The organism is Streptomyces sp. NPDC059534 (assembly GCF_042743475.1).
Classification (GTDB): Bacteria; Actinomycetota; Actinomycetes; order Streptomycetales; family Streptomycetaceae; genus Streptomyces.
Window position 1 is genome coordinate 21092 of the sequence record NZ_JBHWAQ010000044.1, and the last position, 21442, is coordinate 42533.

29 protein-coding genes are annotated in these 21442 nt (G+C 73.4%); 18 read left to right on the forward strand and 11 right to left on the reverse strand.

Annotated elements, in window-relative coordinates:
- Positions 1 to 69 precede the first annotated feature (69 nt).
- The 5 genes from ACFVZH_RS34360 (at position 70) to ACFVZH_RS34380 (ending at position 3529) form a co-directional block, all read left to right on the forward strand.
- The gene (locus ACFVZH_RS34360) at positions 70 to 819 is read left to right on the forward strand and encodes a PIG-L deacetylase family protein (RefSeq protein ID WP_384903628.1); all 750 of its coding nucleotides are present in this window, start codon (positions 70 to 72) and stop codon (positions 817 to 819) included.
- A 110-nt stretch (positions 820 to 929) separates the two neighbouring features.
- On the forward strand, positions 930 to 2009 hold the full coding sequence (locus ACFVZH_RS34365) for a hypothetical protein (RefSeq protein ID WP_384903630.1): 1080 nt from the start codon (positions 930 to 932) through the stop codon (positions 2007 to 2009).
- A 122-nt stretch (positions 2010 to 2131) separates the two neighbouring features.
- A complete protein-coding gene (locus ACFVZH_RS34370) occupies positions 2132 to 2593 on the forward strand; it encodes a DUF3995 domain-containing protein (protein ID WP_384903631.1) in 462 nt (153 codons plus the stop codon).
- Positions 2577 to 3083 (forward strand): RNA polymerase sigma factor, encoded by a 507-nt coding sequence (locus tag ACFVZH_RS34375; RefSeq protein ID WP_384903633.1) that lies wholly within the window; start codon positions 2577 to 2579, stop codon positions 3081 to 3083. The genes ACFVZH_RS34370 and ACFVZH_RS34375 overlap by 17 nt, the downstream gene beginning before the upstream one ends.
- Entirely contained in the window at positions 3080 to 3529 is a 450-nt protein-coding gene (locus tag ACFVZH_RS34380; protein ID WP_384903635.1) for a hypothetical protein, read from the forward strand. Before ACFVZH_RS34375 ends, ACFVZH_RS34380 begins: the two co-directional genes overlap by 4 nt.
- A gap of 5 nt (positions 3530 to 3534) precedes the next feature.
- Here ACFVZH_RS34380 and ACFVZH_RS34385 read toward each other — a convergent pair whose 3' ends face one another.
- Positions 3535 to 4491, reverse strand: coding sequence for an SMP-30/gluconolactonase/LRE family protein (locus ACFVZH_RS34385; protein WP_384903636.1), 957 nt, complete (start codon positions 4489 to 4491; stop codon positions 3535 to 3537).
- A gap of 108 nt (positions 4492 to 4599) precedes the next feature.
- Between ACFVZH_RS34385 and ACFVZH_RS34390 the strand changes: the two genes are divergently transcribed.
- Entirely contained in the window at positions 4600 to 5046 is a 447-nt protein-coding gene (locus ACFVZH_RS34390; RefSeq protein WP_384903637.1) for an Lrp/AsnC family transcriptional regulator, read from the forward strand.
- Between the two features lie 33 nt (positions 5047 to 5079).
- Here ACFVZH_RS34390 and ACFVZH_RS34395 read toward each other — a convergent pair whose 3' ends face one another.
- A complete protein-coding gene (locus tag ACFVZH_RS34395) occupies positions 5080 to 5727 on the reverse strand; it encodes a dihydrofolate reductase family protein (RefSeq protein WP_384903639.1) in 648 nt (215 codons plus the stop codon).
- Between the two features lie 118 nt (positions 5728 to 5845).
- On the opposite strand from ACFVZH_RS34395, the gene ACFVZH_RS34400 reads away from it, so the two are divergent.
- Positions 5846 to 6160, forward strand: a complete 315-nt coding sequence (locus tag ACFVZH_RS34400) for a hypothetical protein (RefSeq protein WP_384903641.1) — start codon at positions 5846 to 5848, stop codon at positions 6158 to 6160.
- 123 nt (positions 6161 to 6283) lie between these two features.
- Here ACFVZH_RS34400 and ACFVZH_RS34405 read toward each other — a convergent pair whose 3' ends face one another.
- Positions 6284 to 7075, reverse strand: coding sequence for an MBL fold metallo-hydrolase (locus ACFVZH_RS34405; protein ID WP_384903643.1), 792 nt, complete (start codon positions 7073 to 7075; stop codon positions 6284 to 6286).
- Positions 7072 to 7650, reverse strand: coding sequence for an NADPH-dependent FMN reductase (locus tag ACFVZH_RS34410; protein WP_384903645.1), 579 nt, complete (start codon positions 7648 to 7650; stop codon positions 7072 to 7074). Before ACFVZH_RS34410 ends, ACFVZH_RS34405 begins: the two co-directional genes overlap by 4 nt.
- A gap of 134 nt (positions 7651 to 7784) precedes the next feature.
- Between ACFVZH_RS34410 and ACFVZH_RS34415 the strand changes: the two genes are divergently transcribed.
- The 3 genes from ACFVZH_RS34415 (at position 7785) to ACFVZH_RS34425 (ending at position 11107) form a co-directional block, all read left to right on the forward strand.
- The gene (locus ACFVZH_RS34415; protein WP_384903646.1) at positions 7785 to 8879 is read left to right on the forward strand and encodes a pirin family protein; all 1095 of its coding nucleotides are present in this window, start codon (positions 7785 to 7787) and stop codon (positions 8877 to 8879) included.
- Positions 8876 to 10177, forward strand: coding sequence for an MFS transporter (locus tag ACFVZH_RS34420; RefSeq protein ID WP_384903648.1), 1302 nt, complete (start codon positions 8876 to 8878; stop codon positions 10175 to 10177). The genes ACFVZH_RS34415 and ACFVZH_RS34420 overlap by 4 nt, the downstream gene beginning before the upstream one ends.
- Before the next feature lie 252 nt (positions 10178 to 10429).
- On the forward strand, positions 10430 to 11107 hold the full coding sequence (locus ACFVZH_RS34425) for a TetR/AcrR family transcriptional regulator (protein ID WP_384903650.1): 678 nt from the start codon (positions 10430 to 10432) through the stop codon (positions 11105 to 11107).
- Here ACFVZH_RS34425 and ACFVZH_RS34430 read toward each other — a convergent pair.
- Positions 11061 to 12335, reverse strand: a complete 1275-nt coding sequence (locus tag ACFVZH_RS34430) for an amino acid permease (RefSeq protein ID WP_384903691.1) — start codon at positions 12333 to 12335, stop codon at positions 11061 to 11063. The genes ACFVZH_RS34425 and ACFVZH_RS34430 overlap by 47 nt on opposite strands.
- A gap of 268 nt (positions 12336 to 12603) precedes the next feature.
- On the opposite strand from ACFVZH_RS34430, the gene ACFVZH_RS34435 reads away from it, so the two are divergent.
- Both ACFVZH_RS34435 and ACFVZH_RS34440 read left to right on the forward strand, forming a co-directional pair.
- Positions 12604 to 12807, forward strand: coding sequence for a DUF2191 domain-containing protein (locus tag ACFVZH_RS34435; RefSeq protein WP_384903652.1), 204 nt, complete (start codon positions 12604 to 12606; stop codon positions 12805 to 12807).
- Positions 12808 to 12935: 128 nt separating this feature from the next.
- Positions 12936 to 13283 carry a peptidoglycan-binding protein gene (locus tag ACFVZH_RS34440; RefSeq protein WP_384903654.1) on the forward strand — a complete coding sequence of 116 codons (348 nt, stop codon included), beginning with the start codon at positions 12936 to 12938 and terminating at the stop codon, positions 13281 to 13283.
- 58 nt (positions 13284 to 13341) lie between these two features.
- Here the strand turns inward: ACFVZH_RS34440 and ACFVZH_RS34445 are convergent, their stop codons facing one another.
- Genes ACFVZH_RS34445 through ACFVZH_RS34455 form a run of 3 tightly spaced genes read right to left on the reverse strand, consistent with a single transcriptional unit; the run spans position 13342 to position 14652 of the window.
- Positions 13342 to 13968, reverse strand: a complete 627-nt coding sequence (locus tag ACFVZH_RS34445) for a LysE family transporter (RefSeq protein ID WP_384903656.1) — start codon at positions 13966 to 13968, stop codon at positions 13342 to 13344.
- Positions 13965 to 14312 carry a DUF2087 domain-containing protein gene (locus tag ACFVZH_RS34450; RefSeq protein ID WP_384903658.1) on the reverse strand — a complete coding sequence of 116 codons (348 nt, stop codon included), beginning with the start codon at positions 14310 to 14312 and terminating at the stop codon, positions 13965 to 13967. The genes ACFVZH_RS34445 and ACFVZH_RS34450 overlap by 4 nt, the downstream gene beginning before the upstream one ends.
- 58 nt (positions 14313 to 14370) lie before the next feature.
- Positions 14371 to 14652 carry an antibiotic biosynthesis monooxygenase gene (locus tag ACFVZH_RS34455; RefSeq protein WP_384903660.1) on the reverse strand — a complete coding sequence of 94 codons (282 nt, stop codon included), beginning with the start codon at positions 14650 to 14652 and terminating at the stop codon, positions 14371 to 14373.
- 119 nt (positions 14653 to 14771) lie between these two features.
- Between ACFVZH_RS34455 and ACFVZH_RS34460 the strand changes: the two genes are divergently transcribed.
- Positions 14772 to 15260 (forward strand): hypothetical protein, encoded by a 489-nt coding sequence (locus ACFVZH_RS34460; protein ID WP_384903662.1) that lies wholly within the window; start codon positions 14772 to 14774, stop codon positions 15258 to 15260.
- 9 nt (positions 15261 to 15269) lie between these two features.
- On the opposite strand, the gene ACFVZH_RS34465 is transcribed toward ACFVZH_RS34460, so the two are convergent.
- Together ACFVZH_RS34465 and ACFVZH_RS34470 are read right to left on the reverse strand one after the other, a co-directional pair.
- Positions 15270 to 15464 carry a DUF397 domain-containing protein gene (locus ACFVZH_RS34465; protein WP_384903664.1) on the reverse strand — a complete coding sequence of 65 codons (195 nt, stop codon included), beginning with the start codon at positions 15462 to 15464 and terminating at the stop codon, positions 15270 to 15272.
- Positions 15457 to 16278 carry a Scr1 family TA system antitoxin-like transcriptional regulator gene (locus ACFVZH_RS34470; protein WP_384903665.1) on the reverse strand — a complete coding sequence of 274 codons (822 nt, stop codon included), beginning with the start codon at positions 16276 to 16278 and terminating at the stop codon, positions 15457 to 15459. The genes ACFVZH_RS34465 and ACFVZH_RS34470 overlap by 8 nt, the downstream gene beginning before the upstream one ends.
- Positions 16279 to 16387: 109 nt before the next feature.
- On the opposite strand from ACFVZH_RS34470, the gene ACFVZH_RS34475 reads away from it, so the two are divergent.
- Positions 16388 to 16633 carry a hypothetical protein gene (locus ACFVZH_RS34475; protein WP_384903667.1) on the forward strand — a complete coding sequence of 82 codons (246 nt, stop codon included), beginning with the start codon at positions 16388 to 16390 and terminating at the stop codon, positions 16631 to 16633.
- 245 nt (positions 16634 to 16878) lie between these two features.
- Here ACFVZH_RS34475 and ACFVZH_RS34480 read toward each other — a convergent pair whose 3' ends face one another.
- Positions 16879 to 17469, reverse strand: a complete 591-nt coding sequence (locus tag ACFVZH_RS34480; RefSeq protein ID WP_384903669.1) for a TetR/AcrR family transcriptional regulator — start codon at positions 17467 to 17469, stop codon at positions 16879 to 16881.
- 102 nt (positions 17470 to 17571) lie between these two features.
- On the opposite strand from ACFVZH_RS34480, the gene ACFVZH_RS34485 reads away from it, so the two are divergent.
- The 4 genes from ACFVZH_RS34485 to ACFVZH_RS34500 all read left to right on the forward strand — a co-directional run bounded on the left by ACFVZH_RS34485 (position 17572) and on the right by ACFVZH_RS34500 (position 21442).
- Entirely contained in the window at positions 17572 to 18705 is a 1134-nt protein-coding gene (locus ACFVZH_RS34485; protein WP_384903671.1) for an ABC transporter permease, read from the forward strand.
- On the forward strand, positions 18702 to 19388 hold the full coding sequence (locus ACFVZH_RS34490; protein ID WP_384903673.1) for an ABC transporter ATP-binding protein: 687 nt from the start codon (positions 18702 to 18704) through the stop codon (positions 19386 to 19388). Before ACFVZH_RS34485 ends, ACFVZH_RS34490 begins: the two co-directional genes overlap by 4 nt.
- Before the next feature lie 159 nt (positions 19389 to 19547).
- Positions 19548 to 20582 carry a hypothetical protein gene (locus ACFVZH_RS34495; RefSeq protein WP_384903675.1) on the forward strand — a complete coding sequence of 345 codons (1035 nt, stop codon included), beginning with the start codon at positions 19548 to 19550 and terminating at the stop codon, positions 20580 to 20582.
- Positions 20583 to 20695: 113 nt separating this feature from the next.
- Positions 20696 to 21442 (forward strand): DUF4232 domain-containing protein, encoded by a 747-nt coding sequence (locus ACFVZH_RS34500; RefSeq protein WP_384903677.1) that lies wholly within the window; start codon positions 20696 to 20698, stop codon positions 21440 to 21442.

The following is a 21442-nucleotide window of genomic DNA, read 5'->3' on the forward strand; positions in this document are numbered from 1 at the left end:
AGTGCCATGTCCGGTTCACGCCACGAGTTGACCTTGCGACGCCCCCGGCCACCCCAACAGGCTGGGCGCATGGAGGACTTGGCGACCGATCTCACCCAGCTCACCGACCGGGGCGCGCCCGAATCCCTGCTGGTCGTGGCCGCACACCCGGACGACATCGAGTTCTGCGTCAGCGGCACGGTCATGCAGTGGATCGAGCGCGGCACCCGCGTCACGTACTGCATCGTCACCGACGGCGGCGCCGGCGGTTACGACGACCGGCTCCCCCGGCAGGCGATGGCGGACCTGCGCCGCGCCGAACAGGTCCACTCCGCCAAGCTCAGCGGCGTCGCCGACGTCCGCTTCCTCGGCTACCCCGACAGCTTCGTGGAAGCCTCCGTCGAGCTGCGCCGCGACCTGTGCCGGGTCATCCGCGAAGTACGCCCCCAGCGGGCGGTCATCCCCTCGCCCGAGATCAACTGGGCGCGCGTCGCCGACCTGCACCCCGACCACCGCGCGGTCGGGGACGCCTGCCTGCGCGCGGTGTACCCCGAGGCCCGCAACCCCTTCGCCCACCCCGAACTCCTCAGGGAGGAGGGGCTCGAACCCTGGACCGTCCACGAACTGTGGCTGATGACCGGCCCCACGCCGAACCAGTACGTCGACGTCACCTCCGTCTTCGACCGCAAGGTCGAGGCCCTGCGCATCCACACCTCCCAGACCGCCCACTTCGACGACCTCGCCGGCCTCCTGCGCACCTGGCTCGGCGAGCACGCGACGGCCGGCGGCCTCCCCGCGGGCCGCATGGCGGAGGCGTTCCAGATCGTGCACATCGACTGAGAGCGGGCCCTCGCCCCACCGCGCGAAGCCCCCGCCCGCCCCTTGTAGGTGCACCGGCCACATGAGACCGTCGATGCCCGACAGCGGCCGGCTCGGGGGGAGTTCGCACCATGGCGATCGAACGGACCGACGAGGACAAGGCGCTGATGCGCCAGTACGCACTGCCCTGGATCGAGGCGAACGAGGACCGGTCCTCCGACGCCGACGACCGCCTGCGCTCCTACTCGTCGTCCCTCGGGAACGACGGGGCCGACGCGAACAAGGCCGTGGAACGGCTGCTCTCCAGCGGGCGCGGCGAGGCGATGAAGGCACTGGAGGAGCACTGGGCCCGCGTCCACACCTGCTTCGGCCAGACAGCCGGCGCCGCCATCGAGATCGCCGCCGGCATCCAGAGCTGCGGCGACACCATCGCCATCGGCAAGCACCGGGCCCAGGACATCGTCGCCTACCTCAGGAACATCCACCCCGACATCGCCACCACACCCCCCGACAGCACCCTCCAGCGGCACATCGACGTCAGCCGGGAGGACCTGGAGGAGAACGTCCGGACGACCACCGCCGACGCCCACGCGGGCGCGTCCCTCGTACGGGGAGCGGCCGACGTCGTCGCCCTGCCGACGATCCCCGCCCTCCTCGGCGGCGCGTCCGGGGGCGTGGCCCCCGGCGTCGGCGGCGGCGCCGGGATCGCCGGGGCGACCGGCGGCGGCATCGGCGCGGGGGCCGGGATCGCCGGAGCGGGCGGCGCCGCCGGGGGCGCGGCGGGCGGCGGGGCGGGCGGCGGCGCGGAAGGCGGCATCGGCCCGGGGGCCGGGATCGCCCGAGGAGGCGACGCGAGCCATCCCGGCCGCCTCTCGGGCACGACCGCGAGCAGCTGGAACGTCTTCGTCGACCACGACGAGCACAAGCGCGCCGCCGACGGCCTCGCCAAGGCCGCCGAACACCTCCGCGGCAAGACCACGACGACCCTCGCCCGCGCCATGTACGACCTCGACGCGCTCGCCGCGAGCGGCTCCCTCGGCGCCGCCATCGCCGCCGACTACACCCCGCTCCTCGACGCACTCGACAGCGCCGCCCGCGCCCTCGCCGACCACCTCGACGGGCCGCTCCGCGACAGCGTCCGCGCCGTGGCCAAGGAACAGAAGGAGACCGACGAAACCCGCCGGGGCCGCTTCGGCTTCTGGAACGACTGACGCGGCCCGGCGGCCGCCCCGGGACCGGCCCCGCGTGTGACGCGGGACACAGGGAACGTACGGCCTCCCCGTCCCCTCCTTCGGGTGTCGGCTTTCGACACGGAGGAGACGAGGAGACAGCGATGGCGGTCACGGAACAGGGACGCGCGGGCGGCACCACCGGCGCGGGCCGGATGCCCCGGACGACCCGGGCGAGCGCGGTACTGCTCGCCGTCCTCGCGCTGGTGCACGTGTACTGGGCCACCGGGGCGACCTGGCCCGCCGACGGCGAGCGGGGGCTGTCGCTCGCCGTCCTCGGGAGCGTGGTGTCCTTCGGGCCGGCCGTCGTGCTGCCGCCGGCCGTACTGGAGGGGGTCGCGGGCGCCGGGGTGTACGCGTTCGGGCGGGACCGGCGCGGCAGGATTCCCCGGCTGGTCACGGGCGCCTTCGCCGCCGGGCTGCTGGCGCGCGGGGCCGTGGGGGTCGGGTGGGCCGTCCTCGGCAAGGACGGGGCCGGGCCGGTGTTCCCCTGGCTGAACGCCCTCGTCTACACGCCCCTGTGCCTGGGGCTCGGCTGGGCGGTGCTCCGTGAGCTCCGCCGCTGACCCGGCCCGGGAGCGGGGCGTCGCGCTCGCCCGGGCGGCCCGGCGCGGCGACACCCTCGCCCTGCACGACCTGCTCGACCACCTCACCCCGTACATCGCCCGGATCTGCCGTCCGATCGCGCTCGACGACGGCCCCGACGCCACCCAGGAGGCGCTGGTCGCCGTCTTCACCCGGCTGAGGTCCCTGCGGGAACCCGAGGCGCTCTACGGCTGGGTGCGGACGATCGCCGTACGCGAGGCGGTACGGGCCGCCCGGCACCGTCCGGCCGAACTGACCGACGTACCCGAGCGGGGCGATCCCCAACTCGCCGCCGACATCGACGACGTGCTCTCCCGGCTCTCGCCGCAGCACCGGGCGGTCCTCGTGCTGCGCGACGTCGAGGGTCTCGACGAGGAGTCCGCGGCGGCCGTTCTCGGCGTCCCCGCCGGTACCGCGAAGTCCCGGTTGCACCGGGCCCGGCAGAGCTTCAGAAAGGCGTGGTCCGCATGACGGACGGCATGATCGACGACGTACGGCGGCTCCACGTCATGACCGCGGGGGTCCGGGGCGCCCGCCTCGTCGAGCGCGTCCTGCCCGCGGAACTCCCCGTCGTGTGGGGCGTGATGAGCGACCTGGAGGGCGGGTTCGGGGACTTCCAGCCGGACATGCGCGCGGTCAGGATCGTCCGCGCCGACGGCGACCGCGTCGAGGCCCTGGCCCGCAGCCGCTACGGCCTGCGGGCCCGCTTCCACGGCGTGCTGCGGCCCGGCTGGTGCTGGCTCCAGAGCCGCTTCCTGGTCATCGGCATGGCCGCCGTCGCGGAGGGCGACGGCGGGACCCGGGTCGCCCTCACCGGCGGCGTACGCGTCCCGGGCCGCGCCGCGCTCGTCCCGTTCGGGGCGCGTGGCGAGCTGGAGCGGGCGATGGAGCGGCTCGGCGAGCTCGTGTCGCCCTGACTCCGTCAGGCCGTCCGGTCCGGCCAGGGCCGGCGGCCCGGCCCCGTCGGGTGGGTGCCGGTGACGGCCATGACCACCGAGTAGAGGCTGGTCTCGGCGGCGATGAAGAGGCGGTTGCGCTTGGCGCCGCCCCAGGAGATGTTGGCGACCGCCTCGGGGACGTTCAGCCGGCCGATGAGGGTGCCGTCGGGGTCGTAGCAGTGCACGCCGTCATTCATGGCGGCGGCCCACAGACGGCCCTCGTCGTCGAAGCGGAGGTTGTCGAAGCGCGCGCGCTCGCGGCGCGCCGCGTCGGCGAAGACCTTCCCCTCGGACAGCGTCCCGTCGTCGCGCACGTCGAGGACCCGGATGAGGCCCGCCCGGGTGTCGGAGACGTACAACTGCCGCTCGTCGTGCGAGAAGACCAGCCCGTTCGGCGCCCCGAAGCCGTCGGCGACCAGCCGCACGTCACCCGTGGCCGGGTCGATCCGGTAGACGTTGTTGGCACCGATCTCGCTCTGCGCCCGGTGGCCCTCGTAGTCGCTGGTGATGCCGAAGTCCGGGTCGGAGAACCAGATCGACCCGTCGGACTTGACCGCCGCGTCGTTCGGACTGTTCAGCCGCTTGCCGTTCCACCGGTCCGCGAGGACGGTCACGGTGCCGTCGTGTTCGGTCCGGGTCACCCGGCGGTTGCCCTGCTCGCAGGTGACCAGCCGGCCCTCGCGGTCGAGCGTGTTGCCGTTGGTGTGCCCGGCGGTGCGGCGGAAGACGGCCACCGCGCCCGTCTCCTCGTCCCAGCGCAGCATCCGGTCGTTGGGGATGTCGCTCCACACCACCTGCCGCCACGCGGGCACGTAGATCGGCCCCTCGGCCCAGCGGCAGCCGGTGTACAGCACCTCCAGCGCGTCGTCGCCGTTCATGCACCGCCCGGTGCGGAACCGGTCGTCGAGCATCTCGTACAGCCCAGGGCGTTCGCTGGTCATGGAACCCTTCCCCTTCGCACCGACATCATGTGCCGAACCACATCCCGCTCAGAGTCAACACTGCTGGATGAGCTACGGTCATGACAACACATCACCGAACGGAGAGTCGTGGATCACATCGACCGCGTCCTGCTGGCCCGACTCCAGCAGGACGCCACCCAGTCCTACGCCGCCCTGGGCCAGGCCGCCGGCCTCTCCGCCGGAGCCGCCCACGAACGCGTACGGAAACTCCGCGAACGCGGCGTCATCCGGCGCACCGCCGCCGACGTCGACCCCGCCGCCGTCGGCAGTGCCGTCCTGGCCTACGTGATGGTCGACTCCACCTCCTGGATGGGCGACTCCGCCGACGCCTTCGCCGCCCTCCCCGAGATCCTGGAGGCCCACGTCATCGCCGGCAGCGCCTCCGTCCTCGTGAAGGTCAGGACCGCCGGCACCGAACAGCTCCAGGACGTCCTGCGCCGCATCTACGCCATCGACGGCGTCAGCGGCACCCAGGCCACCGTCGTGCTGGAGACGTTCTTCGAGCGCCCCGTCTCGCCGCTGATCGAGGACTGACCGGCGGCCGGGGACCGCCCGTGCCCGTACCCGTCACCGCCGCCAGAACAGGTGGTGCGTCACCCGACCGCCAGGACTCGGCACGACCTCGTGGTGGAACCGGTCGTCCAGCTCGTCCGGGGACTCCCAGAGCCGCGACCCCGCGCCGAGCTCCACCGGCGAGACCGCCACGTGCAGCGTGTCGACGAGGCCGGCGTCCAGGAACTCCCGGATCGTCGCCGCCCCGCCCCCGAGCCGCACGTCCTTGCCCTCCGCGGCCTCCCGCGCCCGCGCGAGCACCTTCACCGGCTCGTCGTCCACGAAGTGGAACGTCGTGTCCGACAGCGTGAACGACGGACGCGTGTGGTGCGTCATCACGAACACCGGCGTACGGAACGGCGGCTCGTCGCCCCACCAGCCCTGCCACTCGTGGTCCTGCCACGGCCCGCGCTGCGGCCCGAACTTGTTCCGCCCCATGATCTCCGCCCCGATGTTCCGCGCGTAGTCCCGCGTGAGGTAGTCGTCGAGACCCCGGCTGCCCCCGGGGTCCGTCCGCATCGGCCAGCTCGCCGTCGCCCCCGCCCACGAGAACATCGCCCCCGGGTCCGCGTGCCCGAACGGCCGCTCCAGGCTCTGCCCCACCCCGGCCCCGTACCCGTCACCGGAGACATTGAAGTTCTGCACCCTCAACAACTGCTCCACGTCCATCCTCCTCGTGCCGCCATACCGACAAGGGGGAGACCGTCCGCACGGGCCGAACTCATCGCCGGTCCGGGCCCGAATCCACGCGGGCCGCCCCGCCCGTGCCTAGGATCGCCGCATGACCACCCACCGACCCGCCTCGACACGGTCCTGCCTGTCCCTCTGGTCCCGGGACTCCTTCCTCTCCATCGGCTCCGTCGGCTCAGCCCTCTCCATCGGCTCCGTCGGCTCCGTCCTCTCCGTCGGCTCCATCGGCTCGGCCGCCTCCCTCGGCTCCATCGGCTCCTGGGTCAGCACCGGCTCCCTCCTCTCCGCCCAGTCCACCTGGTCCGTCCTCTCCTGGCGCTCCCACCGCGGCGTCCTCGCCGCCTGCGCCACCCTCGCCCTCGCCGGCACCGTCACCCTCACCGCCCGCGCCCTCCGCACCCCCTGAAAAACACGTCCGGCCTCCCCCGCGCAGAGCGAGGAAGGCCGGACGTGTTTTCAGGGGGTACTCCCCCCAAGTGTCGGCCCCCTGCCGACAGTTACCGAAGATCGCATGGTGTCGGCCAGGCGGTCAGAGCGTTTCGGCCACGCCGGGCCGGAGGCGACGGAGGCGGCCCGCGAGGTCGGGGGCGGCGAAGGCTTCGTCGATCCGGGCGGGGTCTTCGGCGAGGTGGGCCCAGGAGTCGAAGTGGAGGGGGACGACGGTGCGGGCGCCGAGGGTGCGGGCGAGGGCGGCGCCTTCGCGGGCACTCATGGAGAAGGCGCGGTCGCCGGTGGTGGGGAAGTGGGCGTCGCCGAGGTGGAGGAAGGCGGTGTCGAGGGTGAAGCGGGCACCGATGTCGGCCAGGGCGTCGTGGCGGACGGTGTCGCCGGAGACGTAGAGGGTCCCGCCGTCGTACTGGACGACGAAGCCGGTGACGGGGCCGGTGACGTGTTCCGTGCCTTCCGGGCCGTGGCGGGCGGGGGTGGCGGTGACGGTCACGGTGGTGGCCCCGGCAGTGACGCTCCGGCTCTCCCAGGGCGCGAGGCCCTCGATCCGCGCGGCCGGCCGGCCGTCGCCGTCGTCGCCGAGGAGGCGTTCGGCGGCCTCGGGTGTGGTGAGGACGGTCGCGGCCCGGGCGAGGACGTCGCGGCCGGCGAGGTCGAGGTTGTCGAAGTGCTGGTCGTGGGAGAGCAGGACCAGGTCGATCGGCGGCAGCTGATCGGCGGTGAGCGCGGGGCCGGCGGTGCGGCGGAGGGGCCGGGCGCCGGGGTAGTCGGCGGGGGCCGGGTCGAAGGCGGGGTCGGTGAGGACGGTGAGGTCGCCGAGGCGGAGGAGGATCGTCGCCGTTCCGACGTACGTGACGGTGGCGGGGGACGTCATGCGCGGACCGCCACCGTGTCGATCTTGGCCCGGAGGTTCGTCAGGAGGCCCTGGAGGAGCTCGATGGTGGCCTCGTCGGTGAGGTTGCCGTCGGCGTCGAAGCGCTCGTGGGAGCGGAAGACGTGGACCTCGGGCTTCACGACGACGTCGTTGTCCGTGCAGACGAGGATCTGGCGCAGGGCGAGCTGCGCCCGGACGGTGCCGAAGCTGCCCGGCCCGGCGCCGAGGATCGCGGTGGGCTTGCGGCTCAGGGGCAGCCCCTCGGTGCGGGTCCAGTCGGTGCTCAGCCAGTCGAGCGCGTTCTTGAGGACGCCGGGGACGGAGTAGTTGAACTCCGGGGTGGCGATGAGCAGGCCGTCCGCCTCGGTGACGCGGCGGCGGAGCTCGTCGACGACGGCCGGCCGCAGCTCGGGGGTGTCGAGGTCGAGGTCGTACGGCGGGAGGTCGCGCAGGCCCTCGTAGATCTCGATCTCCAGACCGCCGGGGTTGAACTTCTGGGCGGCGCGCAGCAGTTGCGTGTTGTGCGAGTCGGCGCGGAGCGAGCCGGAGATGGCGAGGATCGTGGACGTGGACATGGGAACCCCCCAGTTCGTCGGGTGAGCCGGCGGGTGCCGGACTCGACGACCATGAAGCTAAACCGATCGGTTCAGTCTGTCAACCAAACGGTTCAGTATTGACAGTGAACTGAATCGTGTAGTTCATTCGACGCATGGCCACTCACCCGAGCGAGTCCCCCGCCGTCGCCGCCGACCGGACCGTCACCGAGCGGACCGTCGCCCGCGCCACCCGCCCCCTCCACACGTACGAAGGCGCCGGATTCCCGGTCCGCCGCCCCTTCCCGACCGAGGACGTCCCCTTCGTCGACCCCTTCCTGATGGTCGACCAGGTCGGCCCGACCGACCTCGGCCCCGGCGAGGCGAAGGGCGCGCCCCCGCATCCGCACCGCGGCTTCGAGACGATCCAGTACGTGCTCGACGGCGACATCGCGAACGCCGACTCCCGGGGCCACCGGGCCGTCGTCCGCGCCGGCGGCGTCCAGTGGCTCACCGCCGGCTCCGGGATCGTCCACGAGGCCCTGCCCACCGAGGAGTTCCTCGCCGCGGGCGGGCGGCAGCACATGCTCCAGATCTGGGTGAACCTCCCCGCCCGCCTCAAGGGCGTCCCGCCGCACAGCCAGAACGCCGAGGCCGCCGACCTCCCCGTCGCCGTCACCCCCGAGGGCGCCTCGCTGACCGTCCTGGCCGGGAGCAGCCACGGCGCGACCGGACCGTTCGCGACCCGTACCCCGCTCCTCGTCGTCCACGGGCGCCTCGCACCCGACGGCCGCGCCGAGTTCACCGTCCCCGCCGGACACAACGCGATGGTGTACGTCCTCCGAGGCGCGGCCACCGTCGCCGGCGAACACCTCGCCGACGGCCACCTCGCGGTCCTCGCCCGCGACGGCGAACGCTTCACGGTCCACGCGGTTGGCACCGAGGAGGACCCGACGGCCGGATCGGACCCCGCCGGTACGACTCCGGGCGCCACTGCCTCCGCCGGAACGGCCCCGGGCGGCGCGGGCTCCGCCGATACCGCCCCCGGCGCCACAACTCCCGCCGGTACGACCCCAGTCGCCACGCCCCCGGCCGGTACGGCCCCCGGCGCCACGGGCTCCGGCTGGGCGGCCGAGGTGCTCGTCCTCGCCGGTGAGCCGATCGGCGAGCCGGTGGCCCGCAGCGGACCGTTCGTGATGAACACCGTCGCCGAACTCCGGCAGGCGGAGCAGGACTTCAGGCGGGGCCTGATGGGGCGGATGGCGTCGTGACCGCCCTGTCGGCACCCGCGCGTACGGCGGCTCCGCGCAGTGGGGCCAGGACCGGCCTGCTTCTGGCGGCGCTCGCCGCGCCCGCCGCGATGGGCGTGTCCGGTCCGAGTCTCGCCCTGCCGGAGGCGGCCCGCGAGCTGGCCGTCTCGCCGGCGTCGGCGGCCTGGCTGATGACGGCGTTCGGGCTCGGCATGGCGGCCGGGACACCCCTCCTGTCGGCCACGGCGGGGCGGCGGCACGGCCCGGCCGGGGTCATCCGGGCCGCCGCCGTCCTCGTCGTCCTCGGCGCGCTGCTCGTCCTCCTCGCGCCCGGCCTCCCCCTGTCGGTCGCGGGCCGGGCCCTGGAGGCGGCGGGCGCGGCGGGCCTGAACGTCGCCGCCTTCCAGCTCGCCGGCCGGGACTCCACCGGCCGCACCCCCGGTCTCGTCGCCATCGGCAGCGCGGCCGGCGGCACCGTCGGCCTCTTCGCCGGAGCGGCCGTCGCCGGCGCCCTCGGCTGGCGCGCGGCCCTGATCCTTCCCCTCCTCAGCCTCCTGGCCCTCCTCCCGGCCCTCCGCCTGGCGGAAGAGGGACAGGGCGCGTCCGTGGTCCGGGGCGAAGGCGACGGCCACAGCCGGCCCCAGCCCCATCTCCCTAGCCCGAGCACGAGCCAGCCCCGGACCCCGAGCCCGACCCAGAGCCGGCCCCAGAGCTTGTCCCAGACCCAGAGCCCGACCCCAGGCCGGGCCCAGAGCCCGAGCCCAGGCCCGAGCCCAAGCGCAGGCGCGGGCCCGAGCGCCAAGAACGACCGCCGCCGGAGCCGTCCCCTCCCGCTCCCTCTCGACATCCTCGGCAACCGCCGTTTCCGCGCCGCCGCCGGGCTCATGCTCGCCGTCGCCACGGTCAACTTCGCCCTGATGTACGCGGCTCCGCGCCGCGTCGCCGCTCTCACCGGCTGGGGTTCCGTGGAGACGGGCGCGGCCGCGTCGCTGGCGGCGCTCGCCGGGGCCCTGCTGTCCTGGCTGCTGATCCGCTCGGCGCTGGTCCTGGGGGCCCGCCGGGTCCGCGTCCTCCTGGCACTCGGCTCGGCCGGCGCGCTCGTCCTCGCCCTGACCGCGCCGTGGCCGGTGGCCGTCCTCGTCGGCTCGGGGACCAGCGCGCTCGTCACCGCGGGCGGTCAGGGGCTCCTCACCGGTGCCGCGACCGGCAGCCTGCCGACGGCCCGCCACGGCCTCGCGATCAGCCTGTTCAACCTGGCGTTCCTGACGGGCGTGGCGGCGGGCCCGGCCCTGGCGGCCCTGGCCGCCCCGACGACCTGACCGGCGGACCGTCAGACGCGGACCGGCGGACCGGCCACGCGGACCGACGGACTGGCGCCCGGCCGCCCGGCCGGGCGGACCAGCCGATCAGCCAACGCGGACCAGCCGACCGGCCGCCCGACCGGCGAGCCCGACCCCGCCCCACCCCGTGTCGGCCCGCCGCCCCGCAGGGGCCCCGTCCCGAGCTTTGCAGACCAAACCGTTCAGTTCATATACTGACGGTTCCCCCGTCACCCCTCGTAAGGACACCCCATGGGAGCCGGAGCCGAGACCCAGGACGCCACCGACGAGTACGGCATCCCGATCATCCCGGACCCCGCGGACGCCGCCTCGCGCAAGCGTCAGGCGATCATCGACGCGGCTCTGGCGGAGTTCCTGGCGGAGGGGTACTCGGCGGCCTCGATGGACGCGATCACCCGCGGTTCGGGGGTCTCGAAGGCGACGATCTACAAGCACTTCGGCAGCAAGGAGCGGCTGTTCCTCGCGGTCATCGGCGGTGTCCTGCCGAAGACGTACGCCGATCTGGAGCCGTCCAACTCCACGATCGCGGATGCCCCCGACCTGCGGGCCGCGCTCGTGAAGCTCACGACGGACTGGGCGCGGATCCTGCTGCGCCCGGACATCATGTCGCTGCGGCGCCTGGTGATCGGCGAGATCGACCGTTTCCCGCAGCTCGGGCAGCTCTGGTACCGGGTGAGCTACGACATGAACAACGGCCCGCTCGTCGAGGCGTTCACCGAGCTGAACGCGCGGGGCTCCCTCGACGCGCCCGACCCGGTGCTCGCCGTGCAGCAGTTGGTGGCGGCGACGCTGGGCGTGCCGCAGCTCGTCCGTACCTTCTCGCCCGAAGCCGAGATCGACGACGCGGAGCTGACGCGGGTGATCAGCTCGGGAGTGGATCTGTTCCTGGCCCGGTACGCGCGCTCCTGATCCACGCCCAGACCAGCAGGGCGGCCGCCCAGCCGCCGGTCGTGAGGAGCTGGGTGCGGCTGGCCGCGTCGCCGAGCATGAAGAGCAGCACCGCGCCGATGCCCGCGAGGGCGAGGCAGGATCGTACGGAAGGCCCGTGCAGCCGCAGGTGCGACGCGGCGATCAGGGCCCAGACGAGCAGGATCGCGGCGCCGATGGAGTTGAGCAGGAACGGGAAGACCGTGCGCGGCCAGAGCAGGCTGAGGACGACCGAGACGAAGCCGAAGGCGGCGGAGGCGAGGACGGCCGCGTAGGGGACGCCGGCACGGAGCCGGCCCAGGGCGCGGGGCGCGTCGCCGCGCCCGACCAGGGCGTACAGCATGCGCGACGAGCCGTAGATGTTGGCGTTCATCGCCGACAGGAGGGCCACGAGGACGACGGCCTTCATGAGGTCGGCGGCGCCCTGGACGCCGATGCGGTCCATCACGGCGGCGTACGGGCCGTCGGCCACGCCCGGCGCGTTCCACGGGACGAGGGTGACGATGACGGCCATCGAGCCGAGGTAGCAGACCGCGACCCGCCACATGACGGCCCGTACGCCCGTCCGCACGGCGCGGACCGGGTCGGCGGACTCGGCCGCGGCGATGGTGACCGTCTCCAGGCCGCCGAAGGCGAACACGGCCGCGACCATGCCGACGGCGACGCCGTGCCAGCCGTGCGGCAGGAAGCCGCCGTCGCCGGTGAGGTGCGCGGCGCCGGGCGAGGGGTGGCCGGGCAGCAGCCCCGCGAGCACGACGGCGCCGAGGACGAGGAAGCCGGCGATGGCGGCGATCTTCAGTCCGGCGAACCAGAATTCCAGCTCGCCGAAGTTCCGCACCCCGGCGAGGTTGCTCACGGTGAACACGCTCATGAAGAGGGCCACCCACGCCCAGCCGGGCACCCCCGGCAGCCAGCCGCCGACGATGTGCGCCGCCCCGACGGCCTCCGCGGCGACGCTCACGACCAGCAGCGCCCAGTACATCCAGCCGGCGAGCAGCCCCGCCCACGGCCCGAACGCCCGCCGCGCGTGCTCCGCGAACGAGCCCGTCACCGGGCGGGCCGCGGACATCTCCCCCAGCATCCGCATCACCAGCGTCGTCAGTACCCCCGCCGCCGCGTACGCCACGAGAATCCCCGGCCCCGCCGCGGCGATCCCGAAGCCCGAACCGACGAACAGCCCGGCCCCGATGGCACCCCCCATCGCGATCATCGCCAGATGCCGCTGCCGCAGCCCCCCGCCCAGTCCCCGCCCCGTCACGATTCCCCCCGAAATTCCGACACCCCGGGCCGCCGTTCCGACGACCAGCGCAGGAGCCTGACGCCTCCTCCCCCACGGAAGCAAGGCGATACCGCCCCCCGAGACGTCCCGGGACCCCGGGAACGCGGCGACTCGACGAGGGACAGCCGGGAAGGGACAGCCTGTGGGCAGTTCGACGCATACTCCCCCTGTCGGCAGAGACGACCTACCGGAGGCCCTGATGTCCAAGATCCTGGTCGACATCGACGACGAGATGCTCGCCTTGGCGCAGCGGCGGCTCGGCACCACGACCACGCAGGGCACGATCGATCGGGCGCTGGCCGTAGCGGCATCGATCAGCGCGGACGACCGCGCGCGGTCGCTGCGGTGGCTTCAGCGGAACGCGGAGGGCTTCCTCGACTTCGACTTCCTGGCAAGCCGTTGATCGTCTGTTGGCGGGGTGTTGGAGGAGGGCGGCAGGGTGATGGTGGTTGCCCCGGCACGGGGGTGTGGGGCAGCCGGAACGCCGACACCAGCAGGAATCGAGGCTTACCTATGAACGTCAGGACGCCGATGGCGCGACTCGGATTCGTGGCCGCGAGCACCGCGCTCGCCGCGGGCGCGTGGGTCGCGCCGGCCCAGGCCAACCCCTCCGCGCCCTGGATCGGTTACGGCCAGGCGAACACGTACAACGGCGTGCGGTGCTTCCAGGACCTCTTCAACGACCTGTACGCCTCGACCGGTTACCACCAGATCGCCGAGGACGGTGCCTTCGGTCCGGACACGGCCGGCGCGATCAAGGCGTTCCAGCGTTGGGACGGCCTGCCCGCCGACGGCATCGTCGGTCCGAAGACCGGCACCGATCTCCTCATCGCCACCTACGGCGGCGGCAGCTGCGCCACCTACATCCCGAGCCGCTAGCGAAGCTGCGGCGGGCCGGTTCCCGGGGCACGGGCTCCGGGGACCGGCCCGCCATCCGTCATCTCACCAGTCCCACGGCGAGCACGGCGATCAGCGTGCTCGACGCGAGGGCCGTCGTCAGCCGGCCCCGCGGCCCTGTCAGCACCCGGCCGAGCAGGGTCCCGCCGGTCGACAGCAGCAGCTGCCAGCTGACGGAGGCGAGCAGGGCGGCGGCGACGAAGACGGCGCCTTCGGTGAAGGTCAAGGCGGCCGAAGGGCCCCGGGCGAGGATGAGGGCGGCGAAGTAGATCACGGTCATCGGGTTGAGGATCGTGATGCCCAGGAAGGCGAGAAAGGCCCGGACCGGGGTGAGCGGGGCATCCGCTCCGTCCCGTGTCGGTGCCGAGCGCGCCCGGTACGCCTGTACGGCCGTCCACGTCGCCCGTACCGCCAGCCCGACGAGCACCACGGCCGAGATCCACCGCAGCGGCGTCGTCACCGGGGCGATGACCGGGACCAGGGCCGCCCCGCCGAGCACCGCGAGCAGCGCGTACAGCCCGTCGGCGGCGGCGATGCCCAGCGCCGCGCCCGCACCCGTACGCCACGGGGAGCGCGCCGCGACCGCCACCAGGTGCGCCCCGACGGCGCCCACCGGAATCGCGATCCCGTAGCCGGCCAGCAGCCCGGCCACCACCGTGCCGGTCACGCGACGGCGGGAATCGAGCCTCCGGGGACGCCGGGCTGCTGCTGTCGGCGGTACGCCGAACCGTCCTTCGTCCGGGCGAGGAAGCCGCCGATGACGAGATACCGGCGCAGCGCCGAGAAGTCCTCGTGGACGGTGAGCAGGGCCTCGTTGACCTCGGGTTCGCGGTAGTCCCGCTCCGCGTCGAACAGGGTCTCGGTCAGGTGCGCGAGAAGCGCCTCCCGGCGGGCGGGCTTGCGCGGGATCGCCTTGAGGCGCCCGTCGGCGGAGAACAGGTCCGCGACGGGGCGGGGGCCGGCGGCGGGCAGGCCGGAGTCCGCGGCAGGGCGGTCGGAATGACGGGTCATGGCCGAGAGACTGCCGCCCCCGTACCCGCCCCGCAAAGGGTTTTCGGCCCGCTCGCCGCTACTGGCGCAGCATCACGTTCACGGCTTCCTGCACCTTCGGGATCATCGTCCGCATCCCGTTCCGCTCGAAGATCGGCCGCGCGTTCTCCACGAACGCCAGGAAGTCGTCCTCCGACTCCCAGAAGTCCACCACCCGCCACCCGCCGGTCCCGTCCGGACCCGCCGCGTGCGCGATGAACCCCGCCGGCGGAAACCATTCCGCGGCCTTGAGCTGCGCGGTGTTCTCCTCGTACTGCGCCTGCGTACCACCGGGAATCTCGACGGTGACGATGACGGCCATGGTTCTGCTCCTGTACCTGCCGGGAAAGGGATTCCCGACCAGCAGACCAGCCCCCTCGCCCACCCGCACGACGACGGGCCCGAACGAGCTACCCGCGCGACGGGCCCGAGGATGGCCCCATGAACCCCTTCATCGACCCCCTCCAGTCCCGCCACGTCATACCGGGCGAGTACCCCGCGTGGGACCGCGCCCTCGCCCTCCTCAACCGGGACCTGGCGGCGACCCTGCCCGACCGGGAACCCCTGCGACTGATGGCCCTTCCGCCCTACGCCGAGGGCGAGCCGGAGGCCGTCCACATCGCCCTCGCCAACGGCGAGTGGCACGGCAACTCCCTCCCCCCGGAAGCCGCGGACGACCCCGCCACCGCCCTGGAGGCCGTCGCCGACGCCGCCCAGGAGACCGTCGTCGAGCGCCTGTGGCAGGCATGGCCACTGTGCCCCGACCACGACCTCGGCATGCACCCGCGCGACGCCGACGGCCGACTGTCCTGGTGGTGCGCCGGCGAACGCCTCCGCCGCGGCCCGTCCCACCTCCACGCGGCCGTGGGCGAACTGGACACGCTGGTGCGCGTGTCCCGCCCCAACCGGAAGAAGCGGAAGGCGCGTTGAGTCCGGCCGTCAGACCGCGTACGTCCCCGCGAACGCGGTGAAGGCGGACCAGGCGGCGTGGGTGGCGGTGAGCTCGCCCTTGGCGCGGTCCTTGGTGTCGCGGACGAGGACGGTGCCGGGGAGGTTGTCGGCGACCTCGATGCAGGCGTCGTTGTCGGCGCCGCTGAACGTGCTCTTGTGCCAGCTCGGGGAGGTTTCAGTCATGGTGTTCCTTCGCGATAGCACGCATCAGTTCCAGGGACGCCCGGACGCCCAACGCACCCTGCTGCAACAGATCATAGACACGCTGGAATCGCATCACCTCGGCTGGTTCCTCCGTGTAGTTACCGGCGCTGAACCCTTCGGTGTATGCCCCGCGTTCCCCTCTGGGAAGGGTGAGGAGCGCGACGGAACCCGGCACCGGTGTCGCCTTCATGGGAAGCACCTGGATGTTCACGTTGGGGCGTTCGCACATGGTGATCAGGTGCTCGATCTGGTCCCGCATGACCTGACCGCCGCCCATGTCGCGGCGTAGGCACGCCTCGTCGAGGACGATCATCATCCAGGGCGGGTCGGGCTGGTCGAGTACGGCCTGGCGTTCCAGTCGTCTGCCGACGAAGCCGCCGATCTGGCCGGAGTCGCCCGCGAGGCCCGCCTCCATCACGGCTCGGGCGTAGCCGGCGGTCTGGAGGAGGCCGGGCACGACGATGGAGAACTCGTGTATCGCGGTGGCTTCGAGCTGGCGCCGCATGTAGGTCTTGGCGTAGTCGCGGACGTTCTGGTCGGTCAGGATCTTGACGAGGTTGACGAGAGAACCCGGCGGGAGCCGCAGGACCATCTCCAGCTTCTTCGCCAGGTCGCGGTCCGGGGGGTCTTCGCCGCGCTCGATCTCGGAGATCCGGCTGCCGCTGCTGAAGACCTTCGTCGCCAGGTACGCCTGGGTCCACTCACGCCCCAGTGCCAGGCGTGCCTCGCGCACCACGTTTCCGAGGTACTGCTCGATGCTGTCGCCGGGGTCCAGTTCCTTCGCTCCTGGCATATGCCTCGTTCCTCACCCGCGCCATGGAACTCAACTCCTGGTGAGCGTAGGTCCGGTCACGTCATCGTGGAGTCGTTCCGGAGGAGATCCACCAGAAAGAGAGCCCTCCATGCCGACGACCACGCACGCTCCCCCGATCCGGCCCGTGTCCGAGCCCGAGGCCGCCCGCGTCTACCGCGATCTCAAGGCGGCCATGGATGCCGCGGGTCTTCCCACGAACGGGCTCTACCGGGATGTGACGCACGCGCCGGGCGGGGATGTGCACCGGTTCGGGCTGGGGGTCGTCGGCGTCGGCGGGGCGAAGTTGCTGACGGCGCTGCTGTGCGCGGCGGCGGCGCGGACGGAGGCCGGGTGAGGTACCGGGTCGGGGATGTGGTGACGGACGCGCAGCGGGCGCTGACGGGACGAGTGCGGTACGTGCACGGGGCGTTGGTGACGTTGGTGCGGCCCAGCGGATATCTGTGGGAGGCCGTGGCGGATCAGTGTTGGCCGGCGAGTCCGGAGGAGCGGGCGAGTCTGACGCCGCGCGGGGCCGTACGGGTCATCAGCACGTCGGCGTCGCCGGCGCGGCGGTCCTCCTGATCGCGGCGGACGTGGGGGTCACGCGGGGGTGAGGCCCTTGAGCGCGGCGACGGTGAGGCGGACGGCCCGGTCGGTGACGGTGTCGTAGTCGCTGCCGGATTCCAGGGCGGTGGTGGCGGCGTTGACGAAGCCCTGGAGGAAGCGCGCGGTGAGGAGGGGGTCGTCGTCGCCGAGGTCACGGAGGGCGTCGACGAGGGGGTCGAGGAGCGCGCGGTGGGCGGTGTCGGCGCCGGCGCGGAGGGCGGCGGCGTCCTGTTCGTCGGCGACGGCGCGGGCGAGGCGGTGCTCGCCGTCGCGGACCATCTCCAGCTGGGCGGTGACGTAGGCGGCGACGCGCTCCTCCGGGGAGTCGCCGGCGGCCGCCAGGGCCGCGTGGATGCGGCCGGTCCAGCGGGGCGCGGCTTCGCGGACGACGGCGGTGAGCAGGTGGTGCCGGTCGGGGAAGTACTTGTAGACGCTGTTGCGGGCCAGGCCGGTGCGGCGGGCGACCTCGGCGAAGGTCACCTGGGAGGCGTCGCCCTCCTCCAGTACCTCGCGGGCCGCTTCGAGCAGGGCGGCGCGCTGCTGGGAGCGGTGGTCGGCGACCGTGGCGGCGTGGATCTTGGGCACGGGTCAAGTCTATGAGCCCGGCCCTTTGGGGACCCCCTTAGGGACGTAGCGTCGCCATCTTCTATCTTGGGGACGCATCGTCCCTATCCTTGGAGGGAACCCGTGTTCCTCGCCCTGCTGGAACTGAGAGCGGCCCGCGGCCGCTTCCTGCTGATGGGCAGCGTCGTCGTCCTCGTCTCGGCGCTCGTCGGCATCGTGTCCGGCTTCACCACCGGACTCGGCGACGACACCGTCTCCGCCCTACGCCGCCTGCCCGCGACCCATGTCGCCTTCGCCTCGGGCTCGGACTCCGACCAGTTCGCCCGCAGCCTGATCGACGACCGCACCGCCGCCGGCTGGAGCGGCGAGAAGGGCGTCGAGGCCACCCCGCTGGGCGTGACGATCACGCGCGGCACGACCGGCCGGGGCACCGAGGTCGACCTGGCCGCGTTCGGGGTCGTCCCCGGGGCCTTCACCGACCCCGGCGCCGACGACGGGCGCCCGCTGGACGCCGCCCGCCCGCACGGCGTCGTCGTCTCCCGCCAGCTCCTGAACGAGGGCGTGCGGGTCGGCGACATCCTGACCGTCGACCGCCTCGGCATCCGCCTGGAGGTCGTCGGCAGCACCGGCCGCTCCTCGTACGGGCACGTGCCCGTCGCGTACGTCACCACCGACGCCTGGCGCCAGATCCGCTTCACGGCACCCGGCGCGACCGCGTCGACCCCGACCGCCGGGCTCCCGGTCCAGTACAGCGCCATGGCGCTCCGGCTCCCCGACGGGGCCGACACCGCGGTGCTCGAAGCAGCCGACCGGCGTCACGACACCGCCGCCGTTCCCCTGGAGAGCGCGTTCGCCGCGGCCCCCGGCTACGACGGCGAGCGCCTCACGATGACCTCGATCCAGACCTTCCTGTTCCTGATCGCCCCGCTCGTGGTCGGCGCGTTCTTCGCCGTCTGGACGGTCCAGCGCACCCCCGAACTCGCCCTGCTCCGGGCCATGGGCGCCTCCCGGCGCCGCCTCCTCGGCCACACCCTCGCGCAGGCCGCCGTGGTCGTCGCGACCGGCACCGCCGTCGGCGCGGCCCTCGCCGCCGGGCTCGGCCTGCTCGTCGGCGAGAAGGTGCCCTTCAGCCTGCCCGCCGGGACCCTCGCGGGCACCATGGCCGCGGTGGCCCTCGTCGGCCTCGCGGGCTCCGCGCTCACCCTGCGCCGCGTCACCACCGTCGACCCCATGACCATGCTGGGAGCCGCCCGATGAGCCTCCACCTCCACGACGTCACCGTCACCCTGGGCCGCGGCGAGTCCCGTACGACCGCCCTGCGCGGACTCGACGTGTCCTTCGCCCCGGGCGTCCTCACCGCCCTCGTCGGCCCGTCCGGCTCGGGCAAGTCGACGCTCCTCGCCGTCGCGGGAGCCCTGCTGCGGCCCGACGGGGGTCAGGTCCTCCTGAACGGCGCCGACCTCGCCGCGCTCACCGACGGGGAGCGCGCCCGTGCCCGCCGCGAACGCATCGGCTACATGTTCCAGAGCGGCAACCTCCTCACCGGCCTCACCTCCGAGGAGCAGCTCCTCGCCGCCGCCTCGCTCACCGGGCGCCGCCCCCGCACCCTGCACGCCCAGGCCCGCGCCCTCCTCGACGAGGTCGGCCTCGGCCACCGCCTCGCCCACCGCCCCGACCAGCTCTCCGGCGGCGAACGCCAGCGCGTCGCGCTGGCCCGGGCCCTCCTGCTCGCACCCGAACTCCTCCTCGTCGACGAACCGACGGCCGCCGTCGACCGCACCCGCGCCGACGACCTCGTCGGCCTGATCTCCCGCACCACGCACGAACACGGCTGCGTGACGGTCGTGGCGACGCACGACCCGGTCGTCACCCAGGCGGCGGACACCGTCGTGGACATGGCGGCGGACGTACAGCCGCGGGAGGGCGCGCTTTCCGCCTGAGCGGCAACGCCGGTGACGTCCCGTCACCCACAAGAGCGATCTTCATGAAGTACGGCCGGATGCGCTTGGCATATGCGCTACGTTCACGAAAAACGGCCCCCGCCGATGGCTCGCAACCATCGACGGGGGCCTGAACCACTAGTGGAATACGAGTCCACCGTGATCTACCGGCACTTTAACGCGCCCGTGCGGGCCTTCACCCAGCTCTCGCACGACATCATTCGCCATCCCCGGCTCAGCTCCGACGCCGTCCGGCTCCTGACCTGGCAGCTCTCGCTTCCGCGCGGCGCCCGGGAACCCCTGTCCCGAACAGCCGAACGTGCCCGGATCGGGGCATGCGCCTTCACCAAGGCCAAGCTCCAGCTCAAGGATGAGGGCTTCCTCCACGAGCGGCGCGTCCAGGTGGCGGGCGGCCGCTGGACGACCCAACAACTCCTCTCCAGCGTTCCGTTGAGCCCCGAGCAGGCCGTGAAACTCCTCGCGCGGGACCCCGTGCCGGCCAGCCCGGAGCGGATGTCCCCGCAGCTCGCACCGGGTCGTCGTTTTCCGGCGGCCGGTGGGCCGGTCGCCGGTGGGCCGGGGATCCGGCCCACTGGCGGTCATCCAGAAGAACAACCGGGAGAAGACACCTCCGACCTTCCGCCGGCGGAGGCGGGGTCACCTCCCGAGGCAGCCCCGGCCCCGGCACCTGCCGGAGGACTCCCGGCACCGCCCCAGGCCCCCGCGCCGCCCCAGAACCTGGCACCGCCCCAAGCCCCGGCCCCACCCGAGAGCCCGCTCCACGAAGAGGCCCGCGCGCTCGTCGGCGTCCTGCCCCTGCTCTCCCCCGCGCTGCGGAACATCCCGCCGGGGATGCGGGAGGAACTGACCGGGCTCGCCGCGCGGTGGCTGGAGGCCGGGTACGGCTCGGCCGAGGTGCACGAGCACGTCCTGCGCGGACTGCCGGGCGCGGGGACGCCCGTACACCGCCCGGGCGGGCTGGTGAGGTACCTGCTGCGGGAGGTGCCGCCACGCGTGGTCCCCGCCGCCGAGGCCGAAGGACCGCCCGAGCCACGGCTGTCGGTCCGACTGGAGGGCGCGCGGGAGTGCGCGGGCGAGGGGCACACCCAGCCGATGCTGTTCCGTCCCGACGGGAGCGAGACGCACTGCGGCGACTGCCGACGGAACCGACCCCTCCCTGCCCTGAGTCGGTAACAGAACATCTGTGCCCGTGTGTCGTGGTTCGTCGCCGAGCAGAATCCGCTCGCCCGCGCCACCGGGCGAGACGACGGACACGGCCTCGCAGGGCCGACCACGGGGGATACATCATGAGGACTTCTGCCAGGCCGACCACCACGTCCAGGGGCCTGCGGCCCCACGCCGTCGGCGCCGCGGTCGCCGCCGCCCTGCTCGCCGCCACCGCGTGCGGGCCGAGCGGGGACGACGGGACCGGCGACGACACGGGAGCGGGGCGGCCGAGCGCGACGGGCTCGGCCGCACCCGGCGGGACCGCGTCGCCGCGGCCCGAGGACACGACCACGTCGGAACCCGAGGGCACGCCCACGGCCAGGCCGAGCGCGACCGCGACGAAGAAGCCGGGCGGCGGCTCGGGCGGCGGAACCACCACCGTCGCCACCTGCACCCAGGAACAGCTCGCCGTCTCCTCCCAGCTGGAGCCCGCGGACAGCAAGGACCCGCGCCACGTGCTCCTCACCGTCCAGAACGTCAGCGACAAGAAGTGCAACCTCCACCGCTACCCGCACGTCAGGGTCGGCGCCGACTCCCAGGCCGACACCCCCGTCATCAAGGACAGCGACCCCGACCCCGGCAAGCCCGTCACCCTCGACCCCGGCCGCGAGGGCCACGCAGCCCTCCTCGTCGCCGGCGGCGGCCGGGACGAGTACGAGGCCACGAGCATCTCGATCACGCTCCAGGGCGCCACACCCGGCACCCACGCGGGCAGCGCCATCGACGTCCCCATGCCCGCCGCCAGGCTCTACGCCGACGACGGCCAGCTCGTCACCCACTGGACCACCGCCTCCGGATTCGCCCTCCGCTTCATCACCTCCAAGTGA